The organism is Actinokineospora globicatena (assembly GCF_024171945.1).
Taxonomy (GTDB): domain Bacteria; phylum Actinomycetota; class Actinomycetes; order Mycobacteriales; family Pseudonocardiaceae; genus Actinokineospora; species Actinokineospora globicatena.
This window is the reverse complement of the sequence record NZ_JAMTCR010000002.1, coordinates 1,910,059-1,934,309: the sequence shown is the minus strand read 5'-3', so window position 1 is coordinate 1,934,309 and position 24,251 is coordinate 1,910,059. Positions and strand designations below refer to the sequence as shown.

At 70.3% G+C, this 24,251-nt stretch carries 28 protein-coding genes; 10 read left to right on the top strand and 18 right to left on the bottom strand.

From position 1 onward, the window contains the following. Positions 1-133: 133 nt before the first annotated feature. From LV79_RS09405 to LV79_RS09380, 6 genes are all read right to left on the bottom strand, one after another. The gene (locus LV79_RS09405; protein WP_285469431.1) at positions 134-1,330 is read right to left on the bottom strand and encodes an MFS transporter; all 1,197 of its coding nucleotides are present in this window, start codon (positions 1,328-1,330) and stop codon (positions 134-136) included. 673 nt (positions 1,331-2,003) lie between these two features. Continuing rightward, positions 2,004-2,780: a class I SAM-dependent methyltransferase gene (locus LV79_RS09400; protein ID WP_253834162.1), complete on the bottom strand. Its 777-nt coding sequence runs from the start codon at positions 2,778-2,780 to the stop codon at positions 2,004-2,006. Positions 2,781-2,822: 42 nt separating this feature from the next. After that, positions 2,823-3,752, bottom strand: coding sequence for an ABC transporter substrate-binding protein (locus tag LV79_RS09395; RefSeq protein ID WP_253834160.1), 930 nt, complete (start codon positions 3,750-3,752; stop codon positions 2,823-2,825). A gap of 14 nt (positions 3,753-3,766) precedes the next feature. Then, a complete protein-coding gene (locus LV79_RS09390; RefSeq protein WP_253834158.1) occupies positions 3,767-4,492 on the bottom strand; it encodes an ABC transporter permease in 726 nt (241 codons plus the stop codon). Beyond that, positions 4,489-5,178, bottom strand: coding sequence for an ABC transporter permease (locus LV79_RS09385; RefSeq protein WP_253834156.1), 690 nt, complete (start codon positions 5,176-5,178; stop codon positions 4,489-4,491). The genes LV79_RS09390 and LV79_RS09385 overlap by 4 nt, the downstream gene beginning before the upstream one ends. Beyond that, positions 5,175-6,299, bottom strand: a complete 1,125-nt coding sequence (locus LV79_RS09380) for an ABC transporter ATP-binding protein (protein WP_253834154.1) — start codon at positions 6,297-6,299, stop codon at positions 5,175-5,177. Before LV79_RS09380 ends, LV79_RS09385 begins: the two co-directional genes overlap by 4 nt. Positions 6,300-6,462: 163 nt before the next feature. Between LV79_RS09380 and LV79_RS09375 the strand changes: the two genes are divergently transcribed. Next, positions 6,463-7,950: a bis-aminopropyl spermidine synthase family protein gene (locus LV79_RS09375; RefSeq protein ID WP_253834152.1), complete on the top strand. Its 1,488-nt coding sequence runs from the start codon at positions 6,463-6,465 to the stop codon at positions 7,948-7,950. Here LV79_RS09375 and LV79_RS09370 read toward each other — a convergent pair. Further along, on the bottom strand, positions 7,934-8,368 hold the full coding sequence (locus LV79_RS09370; protein WP_253834150.1) for a hypothetical protein: 435 nt from the start codon (positions 8,366-8,368) through the stop codon (positions 7,934-7,936). The genes LV79_RS09375 and LV79_RS09370 overlap by 17 nt on opposite strands. Before the next feature lie 94 nt (positions 8,369-8,462). On the opposite strand from LV79_RS09370, the gene LV79_RS09365 reads away from it, so the two are divergent. Then, positions 8,463-9,290, top strand: coding sequence for a hypothetical protein (locus tag LV79_RS09365; protein WP_253834148.1), 828 nt, complete (start codon positions 8,463-8,465; stop codon positions 9,288-9,290). 466 nt (positions 9,291-9,756) lie between these two features. Here LV79_RS09365 and LV79_RS09360 read toward each other — a convergent pair whose 3' ends face one another. Together LV79_RS09360 and LV79_RS09355 are read right to left on the bottom strand one after the other, a co-directional pair. Beyond that, positions 9,757-12,315 (bottom strand): bifunctional diguanylate cyclase/phosphodiesterase, encoded by a 2,559-nt coding sequence (locus LV79_RS09360; RefSeq protein WP_253834146.1) that lies wholly within the window; start codon positions 12,313-12,315, stop codon positions 9,757-9,759. Positions 12,316-12,376: 61 nt separating this feature from the next. Further along, the gene (locus LV79_RS09355) at positions 12,377-13,558 is read right to left on the bottom strand and encodes an NAD(P)-dependent malic enzyme (protein WP_253834144.1); all 1,182 of its coding nucleotides are present in this window, start codon (positions 13,556-13,558) and stop codon (positions 12,377-12,379) included. Positions 13,559-13,947: 389 nt separating this feature from the next. On the opposite strand from LV79_RS09355, the gene LV79_RS09350 reads away from it, so the two are divergent. Then, a complete protein-coding gene (locus LV79_RS09350) occupies positions 13,948-14,550 on the top strand; it encodes a dTDP-4-dehydrorhamnose 3,5-epimerase family protein (RefSeq protein ID WP_253834142.1) in 603 nt (200 codons plus the stop codon). Here the strand turns inward: LV79_RS09350 and LV79_RS09345 are convergent. Then, positions 14,547-14,867, bottom strand: a complete 321-nt coding sequence (locus LV79_RS09345; protein WP_253834140.1) for a S26 family signal peptidase — start codon at positions 14,865-14,867, stop codon at positions 14,547-14,549. The two genes, LV79_RS09350 and LV79_RS09345, sit on opposite strands and share 4 nt — an antisense overlap. Before the next feature lie 64 nt (positions 14,868-14,931). Between LV79_RS09345 and sodN the strand changes: the two genes are divergently transcribed. From sodN to LV79_RS09330, 3 genes are all read left to right on the top strand, one after another. After that, positions 14,932-15,339, top strand: a complete 408-nt coding sequence (gene sodN, locus LV79_RS09340) for a superoxide dismutase, Ni (RefSeq protein ID WP_092778191.1) — start codon at positions 14,932-14,934, stop codon at positions 15,337-15,339. Positions 15,340-15,464: 125 nt separating this feature from the next. After that, the gene (locus LV79_RS09335) at positions 15,465-16,001 is read left to right on the top strand and encodes a histidine phosphatase family protein (RefSeq protein ID WP_253834138.1); all 537 of its coding nucleotides are present in this window, start codon (positions 15,465-15,467) and stop codon (positions 15,999-16,001) included. 2 nt (positions 16,002-16,003) lie between these two features. Then, positions 16,004-16,468: a GNAT family N-acetyltransferase gene (locus tag LV79_RS09330; protein ID WP_253835942.1), complete on the top strand. Its 465-nt coding sequence runs from the start codon at positions 16,004-16,006 to the stop codon at positions 16,466-16,468. On the opposite strand, the gene LV79_RS09325 is transcribed toward LV79_RS09330, so the two are convergent. Next, complete coding sequence (locus tag LV79_RS09325) at positions 16,449-16,925, bottom strand: GNAT family N-acetyltransferase (protein ID WP_253834135.1); 477 nt, start codon at positions 16,923-16,925, stop codon at positions 16,449-16,451. The genes LV79_RS09330 and LV79_RS09325 overlap by 20 nt on opposite strands. Next, positions 16,922-17,320: a hypothetical protein gene (locus LV79_RS09320; RefSeq protein WP_253834133.1), complete on the bottom strand. Its 399-nt coding sequence runs from the start codon at positions 17,318-17,320 to the stop codon at positions 16,922-16,924. Before LV79_RS09320 ends, LV79_RS09325 begins: the two co-directional genes overlap by 4 nt. A 276-nt stretch (positions 17,321-17,596) precedes the next feature. On the opposite strand from LV79_RS09320, the gene LV79_RS09315 reads away from it, so the two are divergent. Both LV79_RS09315 and LV79_RS09310 read left to right on the top strand, forming a co-directional pair. After that, entirely contained in the window at positions 17,597-18,526 is a 930-nt protein-coding gene (locus LV79_RS09315; protein WP_253834131.1) for a diacylglycerol/lipid kinase family protein, read from the top strand. A gap of 265 nt (positions 18,527-18,791) precedes the next feature. Continuing rightward, positions 18,792-19,046, top strand: a complete 255-nt coding sequence (locus LV79_RS09310; RefSeq protein WP_054051690.1) for a WhiB family transcriptional regulator — start codon at positions 18,792-18,794, stop codon at positions 19,044-19,046. Between the two features lie 373 nt (positions 19,047-19,419). On the opposite strand, the gene LV79_RS09305 is transcribed toward LV79_RS09310, so the two are convergent. Together LV79_RS09305 and LV79_RS09300 are read right to left on the bottom strand one after the other, a co-directional pair. Further along, the gene (locus tag LV79_RS09305) at positions 19,420-20,931 is read right to left on the bottom strand and encodes a sensor histidine kinase (RefSeq protein ID WP_253834129.1); all 1,512 of its coding nucleotides are present in this window, start codon (positions 20,929-20,931) and stop codon (positions 19,420-19,422) included. Positions 20,932-20,933: 2 nt separating this feature from the next. Further along, positions 20,934-21,149: a biotin/lipoyl-binding carrier protein gene (locus LV79_RS09300; RefSeq protein WP_253834127.1), complete on the bottom strand. Its 216-nt coding sequence runs from the start codon at positions 21,147-21,149 to the stop codon at positions 20,934-20,936. Between the two features lie 152 nt (positions 21,150-21,301). Between LV79_RS09300 and LV79_RS34780 the strand changes: the two genes are divergently transcribed. After that, a complete protein-coding gene (locus LV79_RS34780; protein ID WP_096498094.1) occupies positions 21,302-21,376 on the top strand; it encodes a 50S ribosomal protein bL37 in 75 nt (24 codons plus the stop codon). A gap of 79 nt (positions 21,377-21,455) precedes the next feature. Here LV79_RS34780 and rsrA read toward each other — a convergent pair whose 3' ends face one another. Continuing rightward, positions 21,456-21,776: a mycothiol system anti-sigma-R factor gene (gene rsrA, locus LV79_RS09295; protein ID WP_253834125.1), complete on the bottom strand. Its 321-nt coding sequence runs from the start codon at positions 21,774-21,776 to the stop codon at positions 21,456-21,458. Then, positions 21,773-22,399: a sigma-70 family RNA polymerase sigma factor gene (locus LV79_RS09290; RefSeq protein ID WP_285469432.1), complete on the bottom strand. Its 627-nt coding sequence runs from the start codon at positions 22,397-22,399 to the stop codon at positions 21,773-21,775. The genes rsrA and LV79_RS09290 overlap by 4 nt, the downstream gene beginning before the upstream one ends. A 191-nt stretch (positions 22,400-22,590) precedes the next feature. Between LV79_RS09290 and ybaK the strand changes: the two genes are divergently transcribed. Further along, positions 22,591-23,067: a Cys-tRNA(Pro) deacylase gene (gene ybaK / locus LV79_RS09285; RefSeq protein ID WP_253834123.1), complete on the top strand. Its 477-nt coding sequence runs from the start codon at positions 22,591-22,593 to the stop codon at positions 23,065-23,067. A gap of 43 nt (positions 23,068-23,110) precedes the next feature. Here ybaK and LV79_RS09280 read toward each other — a convergent pair whose 3' ends face one another. Both LV79_RS09280 and LV79_RS09275 read right to left on the bottom strand, forming a co-directional pair. After that, the gene (locus LV79_RS09280; RefSeq protein ID WP_092778166.1) at positions 23,111-23,299 is read right to left on the bottom strand and encodes a hypothetical protein; all 189 of its coding nucleotides are present in this window, start codon (positions 23,297-23,299) and stop codon (positions 23,111-23,113) included. A gap of 99 nt (positions 23,300-23,398) precedes the next feature. Continuing rightward, positions 23,399-24,226 carry an SCO4651 family lipoprotein gene (locus LV79_RS09275; RefSeq protein ID WP_253834121.1) on the bottom strand — a complete coding sequence of 276 codons (828 nt, stop codon included), beginning with the start codon at positions 24,224-24,226 and terminating at the stop codon, positions 23,399-23,401. Positions 24,227-24,251 lie beyond the last annotated feature (25 nt).

Here is a 24,251-nt window from a genome sequence, read left to right as displayed (position 1 = left end):
CTGGTGCTGATATCACCAGCCTCCCCCCTCCTGTCCAGGACAGCGGTCCGCCCGGGTCGGCTCTGTGAAGGTCCCCGGGTGGGCCGCTGGCCACGCTTGCACGTGCATCCGCGCGGGCAGACCAGGTTAACGATCACCCCGGTGGATCGCTGCGCTCCATCGCCTGATCGAGTGATCCAAGGGAAGCGGCCACCGCACCGCTGAGCACGGTCAGCCCACCCGCCACCCACCCGGCCCAGGTCAACGACGTGGCCTGCGCGAACAGCGGCCCGACGACCGCCCCGGCGAACGCCGCGATCGCCTCGGCGGTGAACAGGGCCGCGCTGACCCGCCCCAGCACCGGGTTCGGCGTGACCCGCTGCACCACGGTCTGCGTCGTCCCCAGCACCACTGACCCAGCGAGCCCGATCACCACCGCGGCGACCACGGCGACCGCCAGGGCACCCACCGAGAACAGGAGCGCGAATCCACCCCCGGTCATCCCCAAGGCGATAGCGAGCAGGGACGTGATCGGTATTCGGTCGACCACCACCGGCAGCACGGCACCGCCCGCGAGAAAGCCAATTCCCAGGGCGGACATCAGCACGCCGGTTTGCGCGCTGCCGCCGAGCACCGTCATGCCATAGGGCACGACAATCGCGGCGAGGCACGAGTTCGCGCCGAGGAATAGCGCCGACACCACCAACAATGACCGCACCGCGCGATTACCGGCGACGAACGCCACTCCCGCGCGCAGTTCCGGCATCACCCGCCGCCGTCCCGTTGTGGACGTCGGTCGCGGAGTCGTGCGCAAGATCGCTATCGCCGACACGAGGTAGGTGGCGAAGTCCACCCACACCAGCCACTCGAACCCCGCCACCACGAACAGCACCCCACCCAGCGGCGGCCCCAGCAGCCGAACCACCCCGTCGGTGACCGCGTTCAACCCGTTGGCACCACTCAAAGCCGGTCCGGTCCCCACCACCACCGGCACCAACGCCTGCGCCGCGGGCCGGAACACCACCGACCCCACGCTCTCCACGAACAACGCGAGGTAGACCACCCCCACGTCCCCCGCGAGCAGCAGCACCACCGCCCCGGCCCGCACCAGGTCCGCGGCCACCATCACCCACCGCCGATCCCACCGATCAGCCACCACCCCCGCGACCGGCCCCAACAGCACCGGCGGCAAGAACTCCACCGCCAACGCGAACCCAGCCGCCACCAACGACCCGGTAACCGCGAACACCTGCGCCGGAACCGCGACGACCAGCAACCACGACCCCAGTGCGCTGACCAGCCGCCCACACCACAGCAACCGAAAATCCCTGACCCGCAACGCCCCCAACACCACGCCCCCCAGCGCCCAGCCACCCGGATCTCCAGTGGATCAGACTCCCCACCCCCGCGCCCAGCCCCTCACGGCCGCTCCATCCCCAGGACACGGCGGCGGGGAACTCTCAAGCGCCTCCAGGCCCCAACATCCAGTGGCACAACAACTTCCGACTAGAGCACCTCAGCGAACCCCGCACCCCGCCTGCCCACCCACAACACCACGCCCGCCCACGACCTCACCCCCGCCGACAAGCCCCGCGACTTCCCCCACCCGCGCCAGCCCCCCGCCCGCCGCGCCTTCAACGAGCCGTCCCGGCACCCCCGCAAACCCCGCCCCATCACACCTTCGGGCGAACCCCCTTGACGATCCCCGCCGCCCCCACCAACCTGGGCCCGGCCCCCACCCTCTCCGGGGGGCGTCCCTGGGCCAGTCTACCGGGACCCCCCGACAGTGGATCTTGAAACTACCCCCGCAGAGATCCACATGTGGATAACTTCTGTACCCCATAAGTGGGAAAATCGGGGCAGGACCAGACAAAGATCCGATGGTCACAGCCACACGCCCCGGTTGTGAGCTAGCGCCAGCAAGAAGTGGCTCTTGACCGCCCAGTTGCGGCACCCTCGCGGTCACCAGACCGAAGCCGCAGCAGTCCACGAACCGAAGCCGCAGCATTCCGGAGCCGCACCAGTCAGGCGCGGGCGGTGACCACGTAGTAGTCCAGCAGCCCGTCGCGGTATGAGGTCAGCCAGTGGCGGGGCCAGGTGTCCTCGGCGAATCCGAGCTGCGCGATCCACCGGTCCAGACCGGGCCACACGTGCGCCCCGATCGACGTCGCAGTCACGTCGGTGAACCCGGCGAAAGCCAGGTCGTCCAGGAACAGGGGCAGCGGGTGCTCGCGGTCGACCCCCGAGGCGAACGTCTCGAGCCGCTCCGCCACCCGTCCCACAGTCGACGCGTCCGGTACGAAGAAGGTCGAGACGACGAACCGCCCGCCCGGTCGCAGCACCCGGTGCGCCGAGATCGCGAACCCGCGCAGGTCGTCCATGTGCTGCGCCGCCTCCAGCGACAGCACGACATCCGCGCTCGCCTCGGGCAGCGGCAGTGCCGAAGCCGCACCCACCACGAACTCGAGCCGATCAGCCTGCAGAGCCCGAGCCCGCCGCACCTGCGCCGGGTTCAGGTCCACCCCGGTGATCGACACCGGACCCAGCTCCTCGAGCGCCCAAGCCGCCCCCACACCGAGACCGCTGCCCATCTCGACGACCCGGTCAGCGGGACCGACGCCCGCGTACACCTGCCGGTACAGGTCGAGTTGGCTGCGCACCCGGTCCTGCTCGGTGAGCTCGCCGGTAAGCGGGATGTCGCGCCAGAAGCCGAAGTTGATGAACCCGCCGCCGAACACCGGGATCGAGCTGAGGTCGTCCTCGCCGTACATCCTCGCGCGCAACGCGACCGGGTCCGTCATACCCCCATCATGGGGTGGACCCGGTCGCGGCGCGAGCAGTGATCAGATGCCGACCGAGGCCAGCCACTCCTTGGCGACCTTGGCGGCGTCCGGCTTGTCCGGGGCGCTGAGCTTGCCGTTGAGCTCGATCAGGATCTCGGTGGTCAGCTTCGCGGTGATGGCGTTGAGGACCTGCTTGACGGTGTCGTCGGCCTTGCTCTTGGTGATCAGCGGGACCACGTTCTGCGCGGCGAAGTTGTTCTTCGTGTCCTCGAGCACCACGAAGTCGTTGGCGGTGATCGCCGGGTCGGTGGTGAACAGGTCGGCCGCCTGCACCGCGCCGGTCTTGAGCGCGTCGACGGTCAGCGGGCCACCGGCGTCGAGCGACTTGAACTCCGAGACCTCCAGGTTGTAGGTCTCCTTCAGGCCGAGCAGGCCGTCGGTGCGCTTCTGGAACTCGGGCGGGCCGCCGAAGGTGACCGCGCCGGTCTTGGCGAAGTCCTCGATGGTCTTGAGGTTGAGCTTGGTCGCGGTCTCCTTGGTGACCACCACCGCGTCCTTGTCCTCGGCGGTGGACTTGTCCAGCACGACCAGCTTCTCCGGCAGCGCGGCCTTGAGCGCGGTGTAGACCTCGTCGGGGCTGGTCTGCGCGGCCTTCTTGTCGATGTGGGTCAGCAGCGAGCCGGTGTACTCGGGGATCAGGTCGATCGAGCCGTCCTGCAGACCCGGGTAGTACGCCTCGCGGCTGCCGATGCCCAGCTTCTTGGACACCTTGACGCCCTTGGCCTCCAGCGCGCTGGCGTAGATCTCGGCGAGCAGCGTGCTCTCCGGGAAGTTCGCCGACCCGATGACGATGGTGCCGGTCGGGGCCGGGGCGGCCGAGCCGCCGCCGGTGGTGGGCTGGTTGGCCAACGGGTCCGACGAGCCGCCGCACGCCGTCAGGGTGAGCGTGGCCGCCACGGCGGTCGCCACTGCGGCGAGTACGCGCTTCATTCGGGGAACTCCTGTCATCCGGAGGTTGGGACAGCGGTGCGGGCGCGGGTGCGCCTGCTGGTCTTCTTGCGCAGACCGGGGGAGACCACCAGCCACTGCAGGCCGGTCAGCAGCAGTTCCACCACGATCGCGAGCCCGGCGATGAGCACGGCGCCCGCCGCCATCTGGTCGTACTCGCGCAGCGCGTTGCCGTCGATGACGAACCGGCCGAGCCCGCCGAGCGACACCACGGCCGCGATGCTGGCGGTGGCGATCACCTGCAGGGTCGCGGAGCGGACGGCGCCGAGGATCAGCGGCAGCGCGTTCGGCAGCTCGACCTTGAGCAGGATCTCCCACTCGCTCATGCCCATGCCGCGCGCGGCGTCCACAGCGGCCCGGTCGACGTTGCGCACGCCCGAGTAGGTGCCCGCCAGCAACACCGGCACGGCCAGCAGCACCAGTGCGATGGTGACCGCCTCCAGCGCCAACGTCAGCCCCATGGCCAGCACCAGCAGGATCAGCAGACCCACCTCGGGCAACGCGCGGAACGAGTTCACCACGCCGACCACGATGGTGCCGCCGCGCCCGGTGTGCCCGATGTAGGCGCCGAGCGGGATGGCGATCACCGCGGCGATGAGCACCGCGAGCCCGGTGTAGTGCAGGTGCTCGCCCAGCCGCTGCGGGACGCCCGCGATGCCGAGGGTGGTCTTCCAGTTGTCCGGGTTGGTCAGCCAGTCGCCGACCTGGTCGAAGACGCTCACTTGACCACCACTGCGCGGCTTCGACGGCCCCCGCCCGCCCGACCCACTTGCTGGCGAGTCCACGGAGTCAACGCCCGACCAGCCAGGGCCAACAGTCCGTCGACGATGAGCGCCAGCACCACGATCAGCGCGATGCCCGCGATGATCTCCTGGAAGTTCGGCGGGCTGGTCTGGGCGCCGTGCAGCAGGAAGTAGCCGAGGCCGCCGACGCCGATGATCTGCCCGACGGCGACCAGGCTGATGTTGGACACCGCCGCGACCCGCACCCCGGCGACGAGCACCGGGACGGCCAGCGGCAGCTCCACGGCGAAGAACCGGCCCGCGGTGCGGTACCCCATCGCCGAGGCGGCCTGGACGACCGACTCGGGCACCGCGGCCAGCGCGTCGGCGATCGAGCGGACCAGCAGCGCGACGGTGTAGACGGTCAGCGCGGCCTGGACGTTGATCGGGTCGAGGATCTTGGTGCCCAGCAGCAGCGGCATCATCACGAACAGCGCCAGCGACGGGATCGTGTAGAGCAGCCCGGACACCGGGACCATGATCGCGCGCGCCACGGTCCAGCGGTTGGCCACCCAGCCGAGCGGCAGCGACAGCACCAGGCCGACGACGACCGGGATCAGCGCCAACTGGAGGTGGTCACCGCTGGCGGCGAGCAGGTCCGGGATGTGGTCGAGGATCCAGTTCACGAGGGCACCCCACCGGACCGGCGTGCCTCGTCGAGCGCCTTGAGGACCGACTCCGCGGTGACGCCCCCGGCGACGGCGCCGTCCGAGTCGACCGCGATGCCGATGCCGGAGGGGGAGCTCAACGCGGCGTCGAGGGCGGTGCGCAGCGAACCGGACTTGGCGTCCGCGGCGTAGAGCGAGCCGCCGGAGACGAGGTCGGCCGAGCGCAGCTCACCTTCCACAGTGGACAGAGAGGTCGAGGATACCCAGCCGAGCGGCGCCTTGCCCTCGTCGACCACCACGGCCCAGCCGTTCTCCAGCGCGGCGCGCGCGGCGTCGACCGGGCTGCCGAGGGGGACGGTCGACAGCGGCGCGATCTGGGCGCCGTGCGCGGACAGGAAGCCCAGCGCGCGGTACCCGCGGTCGCGGCCGACGAAGGAGGCGACGAAGTCGTCCACCGGCTTGGCCAGCAGCGTTGCCGGGGTGTCGTACTGGGCGAGCGTGCCGCCGACGCGCAGCACCGCGACCTTGTCGCCGAGCTTGATCGCCTCGTCGATGTCGTGGGTGACGAACACGATCGTCTTGCCCAGCTCGGACTGCAGCCGCAGCAGCTCCTCCTGCAGGTCGTCGCGGACCACCGGGTCGACGGCGCTGAACGGCTCGTCCATCAGCAGCACGGGCGGGTCGGCGGCCAGGGCGCGGGCGACGCCGACGCGCTGCTGCTGACCGCCGGAGAGCTGCGCCGGGTAGCGCCCGCCCAGCTCGCGCGGCAACCCGACGGTGTCGAGCAGCTCCTCGGCGCGGCGGCGGGCGGCGGCCTTCTTGGTGCCCAGCAGGATCGGGACGGTCGCGATGTTGTCGACGACCGTGCGGTGCGGGAACAGGCCCGCGTTCTGGATGACGTAGCCGATGCCGCGGCGCAGCGTCGCCGGGCGCTGGGCCCGGACGTCGGCGCCGTTGACCAGGATGGTCCCGGAGCTGGCCTCGACCATCCGGTTGATCATCCGCAGCGAGGTCGTCTTGCCGCAGCCGGACGGCCCCACCAGCACGGTGATCTTTCCTGCGTCGATGGTCAGGTCCAGCGCGTCCACCGCCACCGTGCCGTCCGGGTAGCGCTTGGTCACGGACTGGAACTCGATCACTCGGACCCCTCGGGTCGGCACGGCCCCCTGGTAGCCGCAGGTCGGACGACCTTAACCCGAACGGCTGACACAGGCAGGCCGTTCCACGATGTGGCGGCGGCTCGGCGGCGAACGCACGGCCGGGTCGGGGTGGCGCGGGGCGCTCTCCTACGCTAATCGGCTTGTGGCCGACTCCGTGACCAGTTACCTCACTGCCCGGGGCGTGCACGCCCGTCCCCTGCGAGCCGTGGTCGGCCTGCTCAGCTCGGGCTGGCAGAGCCTGGACGACCTGGTCAGGACCACCGCGGTGCCGCGCCGCAGCGTCCAGGAGTTGATCGCCGCGCTGGGCGACGACGTCGAGCGCGACGGCGATTCGTGGCGCGTCGTGCCGTCCAGGGTGGACGGCTACCGCGCGCTGACCGCGCCACGACCGGACATCCCGGACGCGGAGCTCGCGGCGGCCTACGAGGGCTATCTCACTGGCGTACCGGCACCTTCGCGTGCGCTCGACCACGTCCAGGCCGACGCCGCGACGATGCTGCGCCGCGCCCGGTGGCTGGACCAGACCTACGACCTCGCGGGCGCCCGCCTGCTGTGCGTCGGCGACCACGACCTGACCGCGCTGGCGGTGTGCACGCTGCGCCCGGAGCTGTCGGCGACGGTGGTGGACGTGGACGAACGGCTGCTGGAGTACGTGGACAAGACGGCCGCGGCACGTGGTCTGGACATCCAGTGCCGGTACGCGGACTTCCGGTTCGCCCTGCCGCCGTCCACCGTGGGCACGGCCGACCTCGTGTTCACCGACCCCCCGTACACCCCGGAGGGCATGCGGCTGTTCCTGGCGCGCGCCATCGAGTCCCTGCGCGACCCGGACGGCCGCGCGATCGTGGCGTACGGCTACAGCGACCGCACCCCGGCGCTGGGGTTGAAGGTCCAGCAGGAGATCCAGCGGCTGGGTCTCGTGTTCGAGGCCGTGCTGCCCGCCTTCAACCGCTACCACGGCGCGCAGGCGGTCGGCAGCGCCAGCGATCTGTATGTGCTGCAACAGACTTCGCGCTCGTCACGACTGGCGGAGTCGGCGGTTCGTGAGCTTGTGTCAGGTATCTACACCCACGGGCCGCAGTCGATCGAGTCCGGCGGCACTCCCGTTGCGGCTCTGGCCGAACTGACGCGCCTGACCGGTGTCGCGCCCACGATTCCTACGTGGACAGATCCCCCGCGCGGCAACAACCCTTGCGCGTACGACCTCACCTCGGACCCCGGCTCCTGGCTGGCCCGCGTCCTCCTAGCAGGCCCACTATCAACCGTCGGCGCCTTGGTCGCCAACAACCACCCCGACATCTCCGACCAACGCGGCCAGCAAGCCCTCGCCGAACTAGTGCGCGGCAAGTACACCCTCACCTACCACCGCAGTCTCGCAGGCGGCCGCCACGCCGTAGTCCTGGCCACCCCCACCCCCACCGACTCCCCACGCCGCACCATCCTCACCCGAGTCCACGGCAAACTAACCAACACCTGGCGCGAAGCCCTCATCACCCACTCCCCCACGCCTCTGACCAAACGAGAAGCCCGAGAACAAGTCGCATCCCTAGCCTCCCCCACCGACCTGGACGAACGCCTGATCGACCTCCCCCTACACCGAATCCGCACCATCCTCACCTCCGTGGACTAGCCACAGCATCCACAGCTTGCAGTCGGAGCCAGTGCAGGACCCAGTCCCCAATCCGGTCGCGAACAATGACTTCCGCGTCCTCCTCGGCCAACGGCGCTATCACTGTCGCGGAAGTCCCATCGTGCAGGCGGCCAAAGACCATCGCCCTCGGCTGCTGCGGATTGCCTTCGACCTGCAGGCACAGCGAGGTACGCGTGAGAGTGTCGAGCCAGTCGAGCAAACGCGCGCAAGCGAGCGACCGCGATCCTGACACGTAGATCTCCACACGCCCAGCCCCGACTCCATCCGCGCAGACATCGAGACTGGCCACCTCCAGCGCCGGATGGCGATCAACATGCCCGTGCGCCGAGTCGATCAACCTGGGCAGTTCCGCCCACAGTGCGGCGAGGCCGTCCTGGGCGATCAGGGTTCTCGTCATGTCCCGCTCCTGTTGAGCCAGCGATGTTGAGGGGGTATAAACTTTGACTGTACTGCCAGCCGCAAGCCACGTTCAAGGGGGTCTAAACAAGCCTATGAGCTGGAAGGATGAGCTCGATGAGGTCCGCGACGACCGGGATCCGCTTCGGCGGGTGCGGCGGGCGGCGGAACTCTCGGACGTGTACCGGCAGCGGCAGCACGAACTCGCCCGCCTCCGTCGGGTGGCGATCGACGAGGCCAGGGCGCAAGGGTTGAGCTACACCGAGATCGCCGCTGCGTCAGGGGTGAGCAAGGGCCGGATCACCCAGATCAGGAACACCGCTCCACCGGCCGAGCGAGCATTCTTCGGCATCGGGCCCGTCGCCGTCGGCGTACCACTGCGCTCCGGCGAGGACGACCGCAAACGCACCTACATCGACGCAGCCGACGCGAACGCCCAACGGACCGTCGAGAGCCTCTTGGCCGAACTCTCCCTCCAGCCAACAGCACACTCGATCATGCCCGACCGCACAACGCCCTTCGAGGGTGACGCAGTTGTCATCTGCGGCCCCAAATCGGCCCCGGTGGGCGCCGCACTCCTGGCCCGCGACCCGCATCTGGACATGTCCAAGTCCAACGGCCGCTGGTGGATCGTCGAGCGCGAAACCGGCACCCGGCACGGCTCCCCGCGCAACGACCCGACACCCACCAACTCCGACCTCGGCTACCTGGCCCGCCACCTGATCGACGGCAGAGTGGTCATCCACATCGCAGGAATCACCGCCCACGGCTCCCTAGGCGTCATCCACTACCTGGCCCACAACCTCCCCACCCTCTGGCCAACCACCGGCGACACCCAATTCAGCCTCACAATCCGCTGCGACCACACCGAAGACGCCACAATCACCTCGAGCGCCGCCGTCATCGGCCCCACCCCGTGGTGACAACCCAAGTTCCACCCCGCCCACACCACCGCCACGCACTCCACCAACTCCCCACGCCCCAGCCCCACCACCCACGACTGGCCAGAACCCCGCCCGCATTGCCCCACGACCCCTAGACAACGTTGACCCCAACAATGCCCGCCAAACGACGTTGGCCGACACGCGCTCCACCACGGCGCTGGTGCCAGGCCGGCTCGATGGGGCGGACTTGTTTTGTGTGAGGGAGCGGTACCCGTAGCGTCGGTAGCGGACAGGGCCATGCTTTTCGGCCCCTGCTTTGCGGTCCTGCCACGGGTGTCGTAGGGGCCCCGCACAAAACAAGTTCGCCCCATCGAGCAAAGCTCGAAACTCGCGCCAGTTCGATGCCGCAGGCGAGGCGTCTACCGCAGTGAAGCGAAGGCCCAAGACCCGGACGTCCCCCAGCTCAACGCCTACTCAACCACGGCCGCCAAGATCAACCTGAAACCTAGTTCCCCCGAGGAATGTGCACAGGCCCCAGCTTCAAGATCTCCCGGAACTCCTTGGCAGGCAACGGCTTCGACAACAACCACCCCTGGTAAGCATCCACCCCCACCCCCCGCAGCACATGGAACTGGGTAGCGTTCTCCACGCCCTCAGCCACACAACTCCGCCCCATCGCCCGCGCCATGTCCACCAAAGCACGCGCCACAGCGAAGTCCGAGGCGTCCGTAGCCACACCGGACACAAAGCGGCGGTCGATCTTGATGATCTGGGCGGGGAGTTCCTTAAGCCGCGCCAAAGACGAGTACCCAGTCCCGAAGTCGTCCACCGCGAACCGAACCCCGCGCTCCACGAGCTCAGCCATCGCCTCCCGGCTGCGGGACGGCAAGTCGATCAAGCTGGTCTCCACCAGCTCCAACACAACCCGATCCCACGCGATCCCTGTCGCCGCAACGGTTGCGGACACGACGTCCACGAACTCCGGGTCACCCGGCACCAAGCCGGCCAGGTTGACTGCGATGCCGACGCCGCCGCCGAGGATGCCGCCGCACAGTTGGGGCCATTCGGCTGCCTCGATGAAGGCCGCGCGCAGGACCCAGCGGTCGAGTTCGCCGAGGAGGTCGCCCTGTTCGGCGACGGGGAGGAAGTCGCCCGGGTAGAGGAGGCCGCGTTCGGGGTGGGGCCAGCGGACCAGGGCTTCGGCGGAGAGGACCGTGCCGTCCGGGCCGACTACGGGTTGGTAGTGCAGCACCAGCTGGTCGTTCATGATGGCCTCGCGGAGTTGGCCCTCCAGCAGCATCTGGCTGTTGGCCGACGCGATGAGCTTGTCCGAGGCGATCGAGACCCGGCCGGTGCCGCGGGCCTTGGCGGCGAACATGGCGGCGTCGGCGTAGCGCAGCAGGTCGGCGCCGCTGGTCTCCGGGCCGCTGGGCACGGCCGCGCCGATGCACGCCGAGACCCGCAACAACTGGTCGCGGACCGGGACCGCGGTGCGCAGCAGGCTGGCGACCTGGTTGGCCAGCGCCTCGACCCCGCCCGCCTCCTCCACGTCGGAGCAGATGATCACGTACTCGTCGCCCGACATCCTGGCCACGGTGCAGCTCGGCGGCAGGCCGCGCTCCAACCGCCTGGCCAGCGCCGTGATCAGCTCGTCGCCGACATCGTGGCCAAGCGAGTCGTTGACCCGCTTGAAGTTGTCCACATCGCAGAACAGCAGCGCGATCCGCTCGTAGTCGCGGCCGCCGAGGAGCTTGCCGAGCAGCTCCTTCACCGCCGCCCGACCCGGTAGGCCCGTCAGCTCATCGTGTGTCGCCTGGTAGCGCAGTCGCTCGGCGGCCCGACGACGGTCCGTGACGTCGGCGAAGACCACCAGCCAGAACCGCTGGCCGTCGTCCGCGACCGACACCGTGGCGTTGAGCTCGCAGTACACCGGCTTGCCGGTGGCCGTGACGAGCACCCGCTGGCCGCTGTGGAACGAGTGCGACTCCCGACCCCGGCGCGCGTCGCGGTCATCCGGGTGGGTGAGCTGCTCGGCGGTCATCCCGCGCAGCCGCTCCAGGTCCAACCCGAGCAGCGAGCACAGCGCGTCGTTCGCGTCGACCAGCCGCTCCGAGTCGTCGAACAGGGCGATGCCGACCGGCGTTATGGCCACCAGGTCCGTGAACCGCTTGCTGGAGCGCTGCATCCGGGTCTCGGTCGAGCGCTGCTCGGTGACGTCCTGCGCGGTGCCGATCATCACGCTGCGGTCGCCGTCGGTGCCCGCCGCCTCGCCGCGCACCCGGAACACCCGGCGCTTGCCGTCCGGCCGGATCACCCGGTGCTCGCACTCGACCGGGCGGCGGGTGCCCGCCAGCTCCTGCCACCGCTGGTCGACCCAGCTGCGGTCGTCCGGGTGCACCAGCTGCAGGTAGTCCCGGTAGGTGATCTTCGTGCCCGCCTCGACGCCGAACAGCTCGTAGAGCATCGACGACCACAGGCACTCGCCGGTGACCGTGTCCCACTCCCAGGTGCCGAGCCGGGCCACCCGCTGCGCCTCGCGGAAGAGCCGCCCGTCCTGGCTCAGCTGCCGCTCCAGCGCGCGGAACCGGGTGAAGTCCTGCACCGTGCCGTGCACCCGGACCACGCGCCCACCCGGCTCGAACTCCGGGCGGGCGCGGACCAGGTACGACCGCTTCCCCGTGTCGTCGCGGACCTCCAGCTCCAGCGGCTGCGACGAGCGCCGCGCGCGCAGGGCCACCTGGAAGTCGTCGAGCACGGGCAGGTCCTCGGGGTGCACGAGGGCGAGCAGATCGGTCAGCGTGGCGCGCGCGGGCAGCCCGCACAGGCCGCGCAACCCGTCGGACAGGTAGGCCTGCCCGGTGCGGACGTCGAGCGTCCAGCTGCCCATCCGCGCTATCCGCTGGGCCTCCAGCAGCAGGGCGCGCTCCACCGCCGGGTCGTCGGCCAGAACGCCGACGTCCGGTCGTGCCGGGTCGGGCGCGAGCACCCGACCGGCGTCGCTGTCGAACCCGCCGGGCGGCAGCGCGACCCCGGGGAGTCCGGCGCGCACGACATGCTCGGCCACGGCGCGTTCCCTCCACCCTCGAGTAGGCGGGTGGGGCACCTGCCGAGCATCCCGCCGGCTCTCAGGCTACCCCGTCGGCCAGCGCCGCCCGTGCGACAGCCGCCGCGACCTCGGGGGCGACCCTCGGGTCCAGCGCGCTCGGCACGATCCGGTCCGCGGCGAGGTCGTCCGCGGCCACCGCGGCGATGGCGTCGGCGGCGGCCAGCTTCATCGACTCGGTGATCCGCCGCGCGCCGGCGTCCAGCGCGCCGCGGAAGATCCCGGGGAAGGCCAGCACGTTGTTGATCTGGTTCGGGAAGTCGCTGCGGCCGGTCGCGACGATGGCCGCGTGCCTGGCCGCCACCTCGGGGTGGATCTCCGGGTCCGGGTTGGACAGGGCGAACACGATGGCGTCGTCGGCCATGGTCGCCACCAGCTCCTCCGGCACCGTGCCTGCCGAGAGCCCGACGAACACGTTCGCGCCGCGCAGCGCCTCGGCCTGGCCGCCGCGCAGCCCGGAGCCGTTGGTGACCTCGGCCAGCTCGACCTTGACCGGGTTCAGGTTGTCCCGCCCGGAGTGGATGATCCCGCGCGAGTCGAGCATCGTGACCTCACCCGCGCCCGCCGCGATGAGGATCTTCGCGCAGGCCACCCCGGCCGCGCCCGCACCGGCGATGACGACCCGCTGGCCCGCGATGTCCTTGCCGAGCACGGTGTTCGCGCCGCGCAGCGCGGCGAGCAGGACGATGGCGGTGCCGTGCTGGTCGTCGTGCATGACCGGGCAGTCCAGCGCCTCGATCAGCCGCGCCTCCAGCTCGAAGCAGCGCGGCGCGGAGACGTCCTCCAGGTTGACCGCGCCGAACGAGGGCCGCAGCCGCACCAGGGTCTCGACGATCTCGTCCACGTCCGTGGTGTCGAGCACCAGCGGGATCGAGTCGAGCCCGCCGAAGGTCTTGAACAGCGCCGCCTTGCCCTCCATGACCGGCAGCGACGCGGCCGCGCCGATGTTGCCGAGGCCGAGCACCGCGGTGCCGTCGGAGACCACCGCGACCAGGCGCGACGCCCAGGTGTAGCGGGCGGCGAGGGCGCCGTCCTCGGCGATCGCGCGGCTGACCTTGGCCACCCCGGGGGTGTAGGCGATCGACAGCGACCTGGGGTCCGACAGCGGCTTGGTCACCGCGATGCCGAGCTTGCCGCCCTCGTGCGCGGCGAAGATCTCCTCGTCGGTGACGGGACTGCCTGCCCTCTCGTTCAACGCGGTCATGCGTCCTCCTGGATCTCGCTCAACGTGAGTGCTCGACGCAGGGCTGGCGCGGAGCGGATGGGTGTCGCGGACGCGCGCCAACGGCACAGCTGGTGTGCTCGGAGGGGGTCCGCGGGACGTGCGGAGTCGGTGGTTCGGCTGCCATGGTGCGGGCCCGGGCGGGCGCCCCGGGGTGTGGGACGCGCGAGCGGACGGCGCTTCGGTGGGCACAGTCTGCCAGCACCCGGACACCGGTGTCTGCGGTGGGGATCACATCCTGGCGGCATTTTCCGCAGGTCAGAGGGGCTTTTCCCAAGACGTCCGTCCGGCTTGCTATCGCCGGCTAACGTTTTCGCTGCGTGACCAGCGGGGCGTGCGGGGGCCGCGGCGAGGCGCCTTACGCTGCACCCATGCAGGCACGAGAACTGCGCGTCCCGGACGCCTTCGAGTTCACCCCGCGCTCGTTCCCCGACTCGCGCGGCGTGTTCGTCTCCCCGTTCCAGGGCGAGGCCTTCACCAAGGCGGTCGGCAACCCGTTGACCGTCGCGCAGACCAACCACAGCCGGTCCCGCAAGGGCTCCATCCGCGGCCTGCACTTCGCCGACGTGCCGCCGGGCCAGGCCAAGTACGTGTACTGCCCGCAGGGCGCGCTGCTGGACTACGTCGTCGACATCCGGGTCGGGTCGCCGACCTTCGGCGCGTGGGACGTGGTCCGGCTCGACCCGGTGGACTTCCGCGCGGTGTACGTGCCGGAGGGCGTCGGGCACGGGTTCGTGGCGCTGGAGGAGGACACGGTCATCTCGTACCTGTGCTCCACGGGCTACAACCCGTCGGCGGAGCACGGGATCAACCCGCTGGACCCGGACCTGGCACTGCCGTGGGCGCCGGAGTTGGAGCCGCTGATGTCGGACAAGGACACGTCCGCGCCGACGCTGGCCGAGGCCGCCGCCGCCGGGCTGCTGCCGCTGTACTCGGACTGCGTGGCCCGGTACGAGAAGCTGCGGGCGAACTAGAGGCGTCGCGGGCGGGGCCAGAGCCGGAACGTGACGACCGCGTGAACCCTCGCCGGTCCCAGAGTGCGGGAATCGGTGGACGCGAAGGGGTTGTCGCCCTCGACGTGCCAGCCGTCGTCCGACGGCTCCTTCGCCCGCTTGACCGAGATCTGGCCGGGCCTGTCGTCCCACGTGACCAGCACGACGTCGCCCGGTTTCGGCTTCCTGGCGACCGCGACGACCACGTCCCGGTCCTGGAGCGCGGGCGACATCGACGGCCCCTTGATCAGGACCCTGCGCACGGGCAGCCTGCCCATCACCACCTGATCACCTCCCACCTGCCCCACGATGATGCCGGGAGTAGGGTCGGTCCCGTCGGAGCATCCTGCCCATGGAGGAACAATGCGACTCCTGTCGCGCCTGCTTACCCCCCGCCTTGAGGCCACAGCCCACTGCGACCTCCCCTGCGGCGTCTACGACCCCGCCCAGGCCCGCATCGAAGCGGAGTCGGTGAAGGCGGTCCAGCAGAAGTACCAGGACAACTCGGACCCCGAGTTCCGCACCCGCGCCATCCTCATCGCCGAACAGCGCAGCGACCTGGTCAAGCACCACCTGTGGGTCCTGTGGACCGACTACTTCAAGCCCCCCCACTTCGAGAAGTACCCCGACCTCCACGACCTCTTCAACCGCGCCACCAAGGCCGCGGGCGCGAGCGGGACCAAGGGCTCCATGGACCCGGCCACCGGCCAGGCCCTGCTCGACCTGATCGCCGAGATCGACAAGATCTTCTGGGAGACCAAGAAGGCCTGAGGCCCCAACGCCTCTGACGGCGCTGGCCAACTCTGTTGGTCGGCGCCGTTTGTCTTGGGTCGCGACCATCGAGGTGGTCGCGAGGGCGCCGGGTGGGGTCAGGTGGGCGTGGTTAGATCCCGGGTATGGGCGTCTACCTGTTGCGGCACGGGGCTACTGAGTGGTCGGACACGGGCAGGCACACCGGGCGGACGGATGTGCCGTTGACGGAGGTTGGGCGGGACAGGGCCAAGGGGGTCCGGTTGCCGCGGGATCTTCCTGTGGTCAGTAGTCCGAGGTCGCGAGCTCTGGACACTGCCGAGTTGGCCGGGCTCACGGTCACCGAGGTCACCGAGGACCTGGCCGAGTGGGACTACGGCGACTACGAGGGTCTCACCACGCCGCAGATCCGGGAGAGGGTTCCGGGGTGGACCGTGTGGACGCACCCCTGTCCCAACGGTGAGACCGCTGAGCAGGTCACCGAGCGTGCGCGGCGGGTCCTCGCGCGGGCCGACGATGTCATCCTCGTCGGGCACGGGCACTTCAGCCGGGTCCTGGCGGCGGTGTGGATCGGCCAGACGGCCGAGTTCGGTGTCCACTTCCGACACGACCCGGCTACCTTCACCGTGCTCGACCACGAGCGCGAGTCTCCCCAGATCGCACGAGTAGGAGCTACCTCTTGACCATCCGGCGGGCGCAAGAGTCCGATGTGGACAGCATTGTCGGGCTCGTCTACGAGTTGGCCGAGTACGAGCGGGCGCGGCACGAGTGCCACCTCACCTCCGAGCAGTTGCACCGGTCGCTGTTCGGTGAGAGTCCTGCTCTGTTCGGGCACGTGGCCGAAGTGGACGGTGAAGTTGCCGGTTGCGCCTTGTGGTTCCTGAACTTCTCCACCTGGCGCGGGGTGCACGGAATCTACCTCGAGGACCTCTACGTCACCCCGAGCAAGCGCGGGCACGGGCTGGGCAAGGCGTTGCTGCGGACGCTGGCCAAGGAGTGCGTGGACAACGGGTACCAGCGCCTCGAGTGGTCGGTGCTGGACTGGAACGAGCCCGCCATCGGGTTCTACAAGTCGCTCGGGGCGGTGCCGATGGACGAGTGGACCGTCTACCGGCTCACCGACCAAGCGCTCACAGATCTCGGTACATGATGTGGATCGGCACGGGTCCCAGCGACGCGTGCCGGTACCCGCCGGGGATGGTGGCGACGACCTCGAAGCCGAGGGAGCGCCACAGGGCGACCGCGCCGGTGTTGGTGGAGACCACGGCGTTGAACTGCATGCCGGTGTAGCCGCTGGAGCGGGCGTGGTCGATGACCGCGGTGGCGAGGCGGCGGCCGATGCCCCGGCCCGCGTGGTCGGGGTCGACCATGAACCCGGCGTTGGCGATGTGGTCGCCGAGGCCGGGCTGGTTGGGCTTGAGCAGCGCCGTGCCGACCACCGCCGCCCCCTCCAGCACGACGAAGACCTCGCCGGACATCCACAGCGCGCGGGCGTCCTCGTAGCGGGTCGCCGGGTCCCACATGATCGTCGTGCCGCTGGCGACGACGCGGTGCCACACCGGCCAGATCGCGTCCCAGTCGGCGGCCTCGGCCAGTCGGATGGTCACTCCTGCTCCTCCCCCTGCGCCCACAGGTTGGTGGCGGGCCGGAACAGCAGCACGAGGGTCACCAGCGACAGCACCGCCACCGGCGTCCCGTACTCCGGGCGCCCCGACGGCCCGATCGCGTACCAGGCGACGCCGAGCAGCAGGACCTGCAGCACGACCGCCGGGCTGCGCGCCCACGTCTTGCCGATCAGCAGCCCGCCGCCGCAGGCGAGCACCCCGGCCGCGAGCACGGCGAAGTAGGCGGCCTCGCCGAAGACGTTGGTGCCCATCTCCGAATCGCCGGACAGGCCCCTGACCAGCAGTAACACCGTGAACACGAGCGCGGCGAGCCCCTGCAGGCAGACCAGGGCACCGGCGCCGAGCACGGTGCGGGGGGCGGTGGAGGACAGTCGCACGGGCGGCCTTCCCGAGTCGGTGGCTGGCGCACGATGACCCTGCGTGCACGACGTCGATGCTATCGCCACCCGGACGGCCGGTCGTCTGGCGCGAGCGGGCGAGGGAAGATCTGGGGTGTCAGCTCCTCGCGGATCGACAGGACAGACGGTCGTCTGGGTGCACCTGCCGAACCTGAGGCCAACGCGACGGGAAGGGGCGTTGCCCGGGAACAGGCGTGTGCCGGGTCTCACCACACGGCGGTCGGGTTTGCGGCGCGCCTCGCTTACCCTCGGGTAATGCGCGCTGTCCTCGTGGTGAACCCGCAGGCGACCGCCACCACCCCGGCGGGCCGGGACGTGCTGGCGCACGCCTTGGCCAGCCAGGTGAAGCTGGAGGTCGTCGAGACCGACTACCGGGGGCACGCCCTCACCGCCGCCGCGCAGGCGGCCGTGGACGGCGCCGACCTGGTGGTCGCGCACGGCGGTGACGGCACGGTCAACGAGGTCGTCAACGGCCTGCTCGCCGCCGGTCCCTCCGGGGCGACGCCGATGCTGGGCGTGGTGCCGGGCGGGTCGGCGAACGTGTTCGCCCGCGCGCTCGGGCTGCCGCGCAACCCGGTCGAGGCGACGCACGTGCTGCTGCGCGCGATCGAGGAGGGCCAGAGCCGCCGGGTCGGGCTGGGGTTGGTCGAGTCCGGACCGTCGCGGCGGTGGTTCACCTTCAACGCGGGCATGGGGTGGGACGCCGACGTCGTCGCCGACGTGGACCGCAGGCGGGGCAAGCGCGCCAGCCCGTCGCTCTACGCCCGGGTCGCCATCGCCCGCTACGCGCGGCCGCGGCACAACCGCCCCGACCTGACCGTGCAGCTGCCGGGCGAGGACCCGATCACCGGGCTGCGGCTCGCGTTCGTCTCCAACACCGACCCGTGGACCTACCTCGGCGCGCGCCCGATCCACCTCAACCCGGGGTGCGGCTTCGAGACCGGGCTCGGCCTGTTCGCGTTGGGCACCCTCGGGCTGCCGACGGTGCTGCGCCACTTCCGGCAGGCGCTGAGCGACAAGGGCGTGCGGCGCGGGAAAAACCTGGTGCGCCGCGACGACGTCTCGAGGATCGTGGTGAGCGCGCCCGAGCCGGTGCGGTTGCAGTGCGACGGGGACCTCATCGGCGAGCGCACGCGAGTCGAGTTCGTGTCCGTCCCCTCCGCACTCTCGGTCGCTGTGGTCTAGACCACAAAACGCAGTGGTGACAGCACTGCCCGACCGAGTGAGAACACTGCCCCCAGCCGTAGGTCGAGATCCGGTACCGTCGTGATCAAATCGTTGCTCTCCGCAGCCGGAGTCCGCTGACCTGCCACTTTCGGGTGAGGTCACTCACCGGGCGGAGAACAACCCTTGACATCTCCCGGGTTCGTGAAAGCATTCACAAGCACCCCGACGACCGGATCACCACTAGAGGCGCGTCCAACCGCGCCCGAGCGAGGAGCACGTAGAAATGGACTGGCGCCACCGCGCGGCCTGCCGTGACGAGGACCCCGAGCTGTTCTTCCCAGTGGGAACCAGCGGTCCTGCGATCCTGCAGGTCTCCGAGGCGAAGGCCGTTTGCCACCGCTGCCCCGTCGCTTCCAACTGCCTGTCATGGGCGCTCGAGAGCGGCCAGGACGCTGGCGTTTGGGGCGGTATGAGTGAGGACGAGCGCCGCGCGCTGAAGCGCCGCAACGCTCGCACACGGGCACGCAGCAACGCCTGAGCGAAGAACGACCGGGGCGGCCCTTGTCTGCGGAAAGCGCAGACAAGGGCCGTTCTCTGTGTTGTGTGGGGGCCTAGCCCCCACGCCCCCAGCCGGGAGGGCTTCGCCCCCCGGACCCCCGGACCAGGTCGGCGATGCGGGGGGCGGCCGGTGTTTGGCTGAGTCCTCGGGCCGTTGTTCGGGTTGCCCTCGGGGGTTGTCCGGGTCTTATGCCATGGGTTGGGTTGTCATTGGCTGAGTGCTTTGCCACTGTGGCTGTTCATTAACAGGTATAGCGGGGACCTATTGGGTTTGTTGATGGGTGTTTGCTGACGGTGGGGGTATTCGCTTGATTGGCGAGGATTCGGCGGGGATTGTCGAAAATCGTCAAGGGCTAGCGGCGGTGGGAAAGCGGTACTCGGAGGACGGCTTCGGTACCGGTTTCGGGGCGGCGGCGCAGGGAGAGGGAGCCGCGGAGTTCGGATTCCACGAGGGTGCGGACGATCTGCAGGCCGAGGCCGTTGGTCCGTTCGAGGGAAAAACCGGGGGGCAGGCCGCGGCCGTCGTCGGAGACCACCACGTCCAGCCAGCGCGCCGAGCGGGTCGCGGAGACCTCCACCTCGCCCGACGACCCCGGCGGGAAGGCGTGCTCCACGGCGTTCTGGATGAGTTCGGTGAGGACCATCACCAGCGGTGTGGCGGTCTCGGCCGCGACGACACCGAACTGTCCACTCTTGCGCACCTGGACGTGGCTCTCGGCGACCGCGACATCACCGACGACCGGGATCACCTTGTCCACCAAGGCATCCAGGTCGACCCGCTCGTCCACCGAAGTGGACAGCGTCTCGTGCACCATCGCGATCGCGGCCACCCGGCGCACCGACTCCGCCAGCGCCTCCTTGGCCTCCGGGCTGCTGGTGCGCCGCGACTGCAGGCGCAGCAGCGCGGCCACGGTCTGCAGGTTGTTCTTCACCCGGTGGTGGATCTCGCGGATGGTGGCGTCCTTGGACAGCAGCGCCCGGTCCCGCCGCCGCACCTCGGTGACGTCCCGGCACAGCACCAGCGCGCCTGCCGCCTTCCCGCCCGGCCGCAGCGGCAGCGCCCGGAACAGCACCGCGGCGCCCCGCCGGGACTCGGCCTCGGTGCGCATCCCCGGCTGGCCGTCGAGCGCGGACACGATCCGCTGCGCCACCTCGGTCGCGTCGAACGGGTCGGCGATCAGCGACCGGGTCAGCGGCGCCAGCCGGACCCCCACGAGGTCGGACGCGTGGCCCATCCGGTGGTACGCCGAGAGCGCGTTGGGGCTGGCGAACACGACCGCGCCCGCGGTGTCCAGGCGCAGCAGGCCGTCGCCGACCCGGGGGCTGGTGTGCACGTCCGGTGACGGCTCGGTGGTCGGGAACGTCCCGTCGGCCACCATCTGGCACAGGTCGCCCGCGATCCCGAGGTACGCGATCTCCAGCGCGCTCGGCACCCGCGGCACCGCCAGGTTCGTCTCCCGGGACAGGATCGCGATGACCTCGCCGCCGAAGCTGACCGGGATGGCCTCCCGGCGCACCGGCACCCCCAGGTACCAGCGCGGGTCCTCTTCGCGGCAGATGCGCCGCTCGGCGATGGCCCGGCGCAGCTGCGGGTGCTCGTCGGCGGTGGTGTGGCTGGCGACGACGTCCTCGGGGTGCGCCGTCGGCCCTGTCGTCGGCCGCGCCTGGGCGACGCACACGTAGCGCTTCTCGACCGTGGGCGGCAGCGGCGCGCCGTCGGCGGCGGTCTCCGGCACCCACAGCAGGAAGTCGGCGAAGGACAGGTCGGAGAGCAGCTGCCACTCCGCGACCACGGTCTGCAGGTGGTCGACGGCGCCGCCGGAGAGCCCGGTGTGCTCGGCGAGCAGGTCGGAGAGGGTGGACACGGCTAACCGACGACGGCGATCAGGTCGTGCTCCTGCACGACGTCACCCGCGCGCACGGCCAGCCTGGTCAGCACGCCGTCGGCCTCGGTGAGCACCGGGATCTCCATCTTCATCGACTCCAGGATGACGACGGTGTCGCCCTCGGTCAGCGGGTCGCCCTCGGCGGCGACCACGGTGAGCACGTTGGCCACCATCTCGGCGTGGATCTCGTGGGCCATCGGCCGCCCCATCCCCTTCGCTAGCGCGCAGTTCGGCACGGTCCCCCTCGGCGACCATCCAACCACGCGCTGGTCACCGGCGACCCCTCGTGGGCCCGGGAGCGGCACGTGGCAAAATTGGCCACTCAGCCAGGCTCGACCGAGGAGGCAGCATGTCGAAGCGCGCCCGCAAGCGTCGCGACCGCAAGAAGGGTGGCGCGAACCACGGCAAGCGCCCCAACGCCTGAGCATCAGCTCCGGACAAGTCGAAGGCCCCGATACCAGCGGTATCGGGGCCTTTCGCGTGGTCGGGCCGCGCGGCCGGGCTCAGTCGCCGCGCTGCTCGACCTGGCCGAGCTCGACGCGGGTGCTGGTGATCTCGACCTGCGCGCCGCGGTGCTGGATGACGGTGCGCCGGATGGAGGCGCGGACCCGCTCGCGGAACTCGTGGCTGACCTGGTCACCGCCGCACTTGCGGCCGAGCAGCACCTTGAGGTGCTCGGACAGGCCGTACTGCTCAAGGCAGGGCACGCACTCGTCCAGGTGGGTCTGCAGCGCCTGGCGCCGGTCGAGGTCGCACTCGCTGTCGAGGAACAGCCACACCTCGGACAGCACGTCCGCGCACGGCTCCTTCTCCTGGCCGCTCACGCGCCGCTCACCTCCCGGACGAACCCGCGGTCGCGGGCGACATCGGCGAGCAGGTCGCGCAGCTGGCGCCTGCCCCGGTGCAGTCGGGACATCACGGTACCGATCGGCGTGCCCATGATCTCCGCGATCTCCTTGTAGGCGAAGCCCTCGACGTCGGCGAGGTAGACCGCGAGCCGGAACTCCTCCGGCAGCTGCTGCAGCGCCTGCTTGACGTCGTCGTCGGGCAGCAGGTCCATCGCCTCGGCCTCGGCCGAGCGCAGCCCGGTGGAGCTGTGGTTCTCCGCCTTCGCCAACTGCCAGTCGGTGATCTCGTCGGTCGGCGCCTGCACCGGCTGCCGCTGCCGCTTGCGGTACCCGTTGATGTAGGTGTTGGTCAGGATCCGGTAGAGCCACGCCTTGAGGTTCGTCCCGGCCGCGAAGGACTCGAACGCGGCGAAGGCCTTGAGGAAGGTCTCCTGCACGAGGTCCTCGGCGTCGGCGGGGTTGCGCGTCATCCGCAGCGCCGCCGAGTACAGCTGGTCGAGCAGCGGCATGGCGTCGCGCTCGAACCGGTCGGCCCGCATCGCCGGGGTCTCCGGGGCGGCCTGGCTCGCCGGGTCGGTCTGGGCGTCGGTGCGGGGCACCGGGCTCCTTTCGGGGGCGCGCACACCCGTGTTCAGGTGCGCATATGTCACCCCCGAGCTTACGCGGCTCTCGCTGGGGGAGCCGCTAGCCGGAAGCGTGACCTTGGGGATCCGCCGGTCTGGCAACACACCTGTCTGCACGTCCCGGTCAACACCAGGCGCGCGCGCCGCATTCCCTTAGGCTCACCGCCGTGGCAGGACAGGGAACCCCCGCGACGGCGCTCTTGGCTAAGCGCAAGGTCACGCACAAGGTGCACTCTTACGAGCACGACCCGCGCGAATCCTTCGGTCTAGAGGCCGCGGCAGCGCTGGGGGTGGAGCCGTCCCGGGTGTTCAAGACCCTGTTGGCGGAGGTCGACGGGGTACTGACAGTGGGCGTCGTCCCGGTCGACGCACAACTGGACCTGAAGGCATTGGCAGCCGCGGTCGGCGGCAAGAAGGCGAAGATGGCCGAGGTCGCTGTGGCTGAACGCACAACCGGCTACGTGGCGGGCGGCATCTCCCCCCTCGGCCAACGCAAACGCTTGCGCACCGTGGTGGACGCCTCGGCCACCTCGTTCCCGACGATGTTCTGCTCAGGCGGGCGACGGGGGCTGGAGATCGAACTGGCCGCGGCCGACCTGGTGGCCCTCTCGGACGCCACAGTCGCGGACATCGCCGCTCGATAGCCCTCGGGGTGGTTGACCTTCCCGAGCGCGCCACAAGGTGGGGCTAGAGGGGCGGGATGATGCCGGGGAAGTGGCCCTCGGTGTCGCAGTGGGGGCAGGGGCGGCCGTTGTCGATGGTGCGGGGGGAGCCGCCTATCACGGCGTGTTTGGGGTCGGCGACCATGCCGCCGCCGCCGCAGTAGGGGCAGATGGTTTGCACGCGCTCTGGTACGTCCTCGTCCTCGTCGTCCACCCGTGCCCACTTCCCTCCGGTCAGGGGGTCATCATGCCAACCCCGGGTAACTGCGCGCCCCCGCACCGGGAACCAGTGCGGGGGCGCGGGGGGAGAACCTCAGCCCGCGGGCAGTTCGGCGACCTCGGCGGCGGGCGGCTCGGTGATCTGGACGGCCTTGCCCCAGTCGGTGTAGTCGGCCTGGATGGTGACCTTCTGCGACTGGACGGGCAGCTCCATCCGGTAGCGGACCGGCAGGTCGTCGCCGTTGATCCAGATGTCGGCGGGGATGGACTTGACCCCGATCTTCTCCAGTTCGGCGACCGAGGCCTCCTCCATGCCCATCTCGCCCGCCTTGCCCTTGAGCTTGGCGGTGTCGACGGTCACCGAGTAGCGGGTGGCCTTCTCCCCGTTGACGTCCTCGGCCTTGACCGCGGTGATCTCGCCGACGCCGGCGAGCTGCACCAGGGTGGCGGCCGGGTCGACCTGGCGGGCCTGCTCCAGCGACTTGCCGAGCATCGCGACGAGCGGGTTGTCCTTGTCGGTCAGGTCGAGCTTGACCCACGACTTGCCCGGCTCGACCTCGGTCGGCGTCTTGACGTACATCAGCGTGCCGATGAGCCGCAGCTCGACGTCGCCGTCCGGGGTCTTCATCGCCATCTGCATGTTCGGCGTCGCGCCGAAGGTGAAGTCGCCCTCACCGGTCATGCTCTGACCGGCCATGTCGCCGGTGAAGGTGAAGTGCGCGGACTTGGCGTTGGTGCTCTTGGCCTTCACCGCGTCGGACAGGCCGCGCAGCGTGTCGAAGCCGCTCTTCTTGGCCTCGGAGCTTGGCGCGGCCGCGACGGTGCCGCCGGACTGCGTCGAGCCGCTGGTACAGGCGGTCAGCGTGAGCGCCGCCGCGACCGCGGCGGCCGCGAGCAGGCGTGACTTACCGAAAAACCCCATGGTGGTGCGATCCCCTCGAATGTCA

Bases quoted from the DNA above. Each gene is read 5' to 3' on its own strand.
- LV79_RS09310 (WP_054051690.1), top strand. From the start codon at position 18,792: ATGGACTGGCGCCACCGCGCGGCCTGCCGTGACGAGGACCCCGAGCTG.
- LV79_RS09315 (WP_253834131.1), top strand. From the start codon at position 17,597: ATGCGCGCTGTCCTCGTGGTGAACCCGCAGGCGACCGCCACCACCCCG.
- LV79_RS09355 (WP_253834144.1), bottom strand. From the start codon at position 13,558: ATGACCGCGTTGAACGAGAGGGCAGGCAGTCCCGTCACCGACGAGGAG.
- sodN (WP_092778191.1), top strand. From the start codon at position 14,932: ATGCGACTCCTGTCGCGCCTGCTTACCCCCCGCCTTGAGGCCACAGCC.
- LV79_RS09365 (WP_253834148.1), top strand. From the start codon at position 8,463: ATGAGCTGGAAGGATGAGCTCGATGAGGTCCGCGACGACCGGGATCCG.
- LV79_RS09400 (WP_253834162.1), bottom strand. From the start codon at position 2,780: ATGACGGACCCGGTCGCGTTGCGCGCGAGGATGTACGGCGAGGACGAC.
- LV79_RS09275 (WP_253834121.1), bottom strand. From the start codon at position 24,226: ATGGGGTTTTTCGGTAAGTCACGCCTGCTCGCGGCCGCCGCGGTCGCG.
- LV79_RS09395 (WP_253834160.1), bottom strand. From the start codon at position 3,752: ATGAAGCGCGTACTCGCCGCAGTGGCGACCGCCGTGGCGGCCACGCTC.
- LV79_RS09300 (WP_253834127.1), bottom strand. From the start codon at position 21,149: ATGGCCCACGAGATCCACGCCGAGATGGTGGCCAACGTGCTCACCGTG.
- LV79_RS09350 (WP_253834142.1), top strand. From the start codon at position 13,948: ATGCAGGCACGAGAACTGCGCGTCCCGGACGCCTTCGAGTTCACCCCG.
- LV79_RS09335 (WP_253834138.1), top strand. From the start codon at position 15,465: ATGGGCGTCTACCTGTTGCGGCACGGGGCTACTGAGTGGTCGGACACG.
- LV79_RS09370 (WP_253834150.1), bottom strand. From the start codon at position 8,368: ATGACGAGAACCCTGATCGCCCAGGACGGCCTCGCCGCACTGTGGGCG.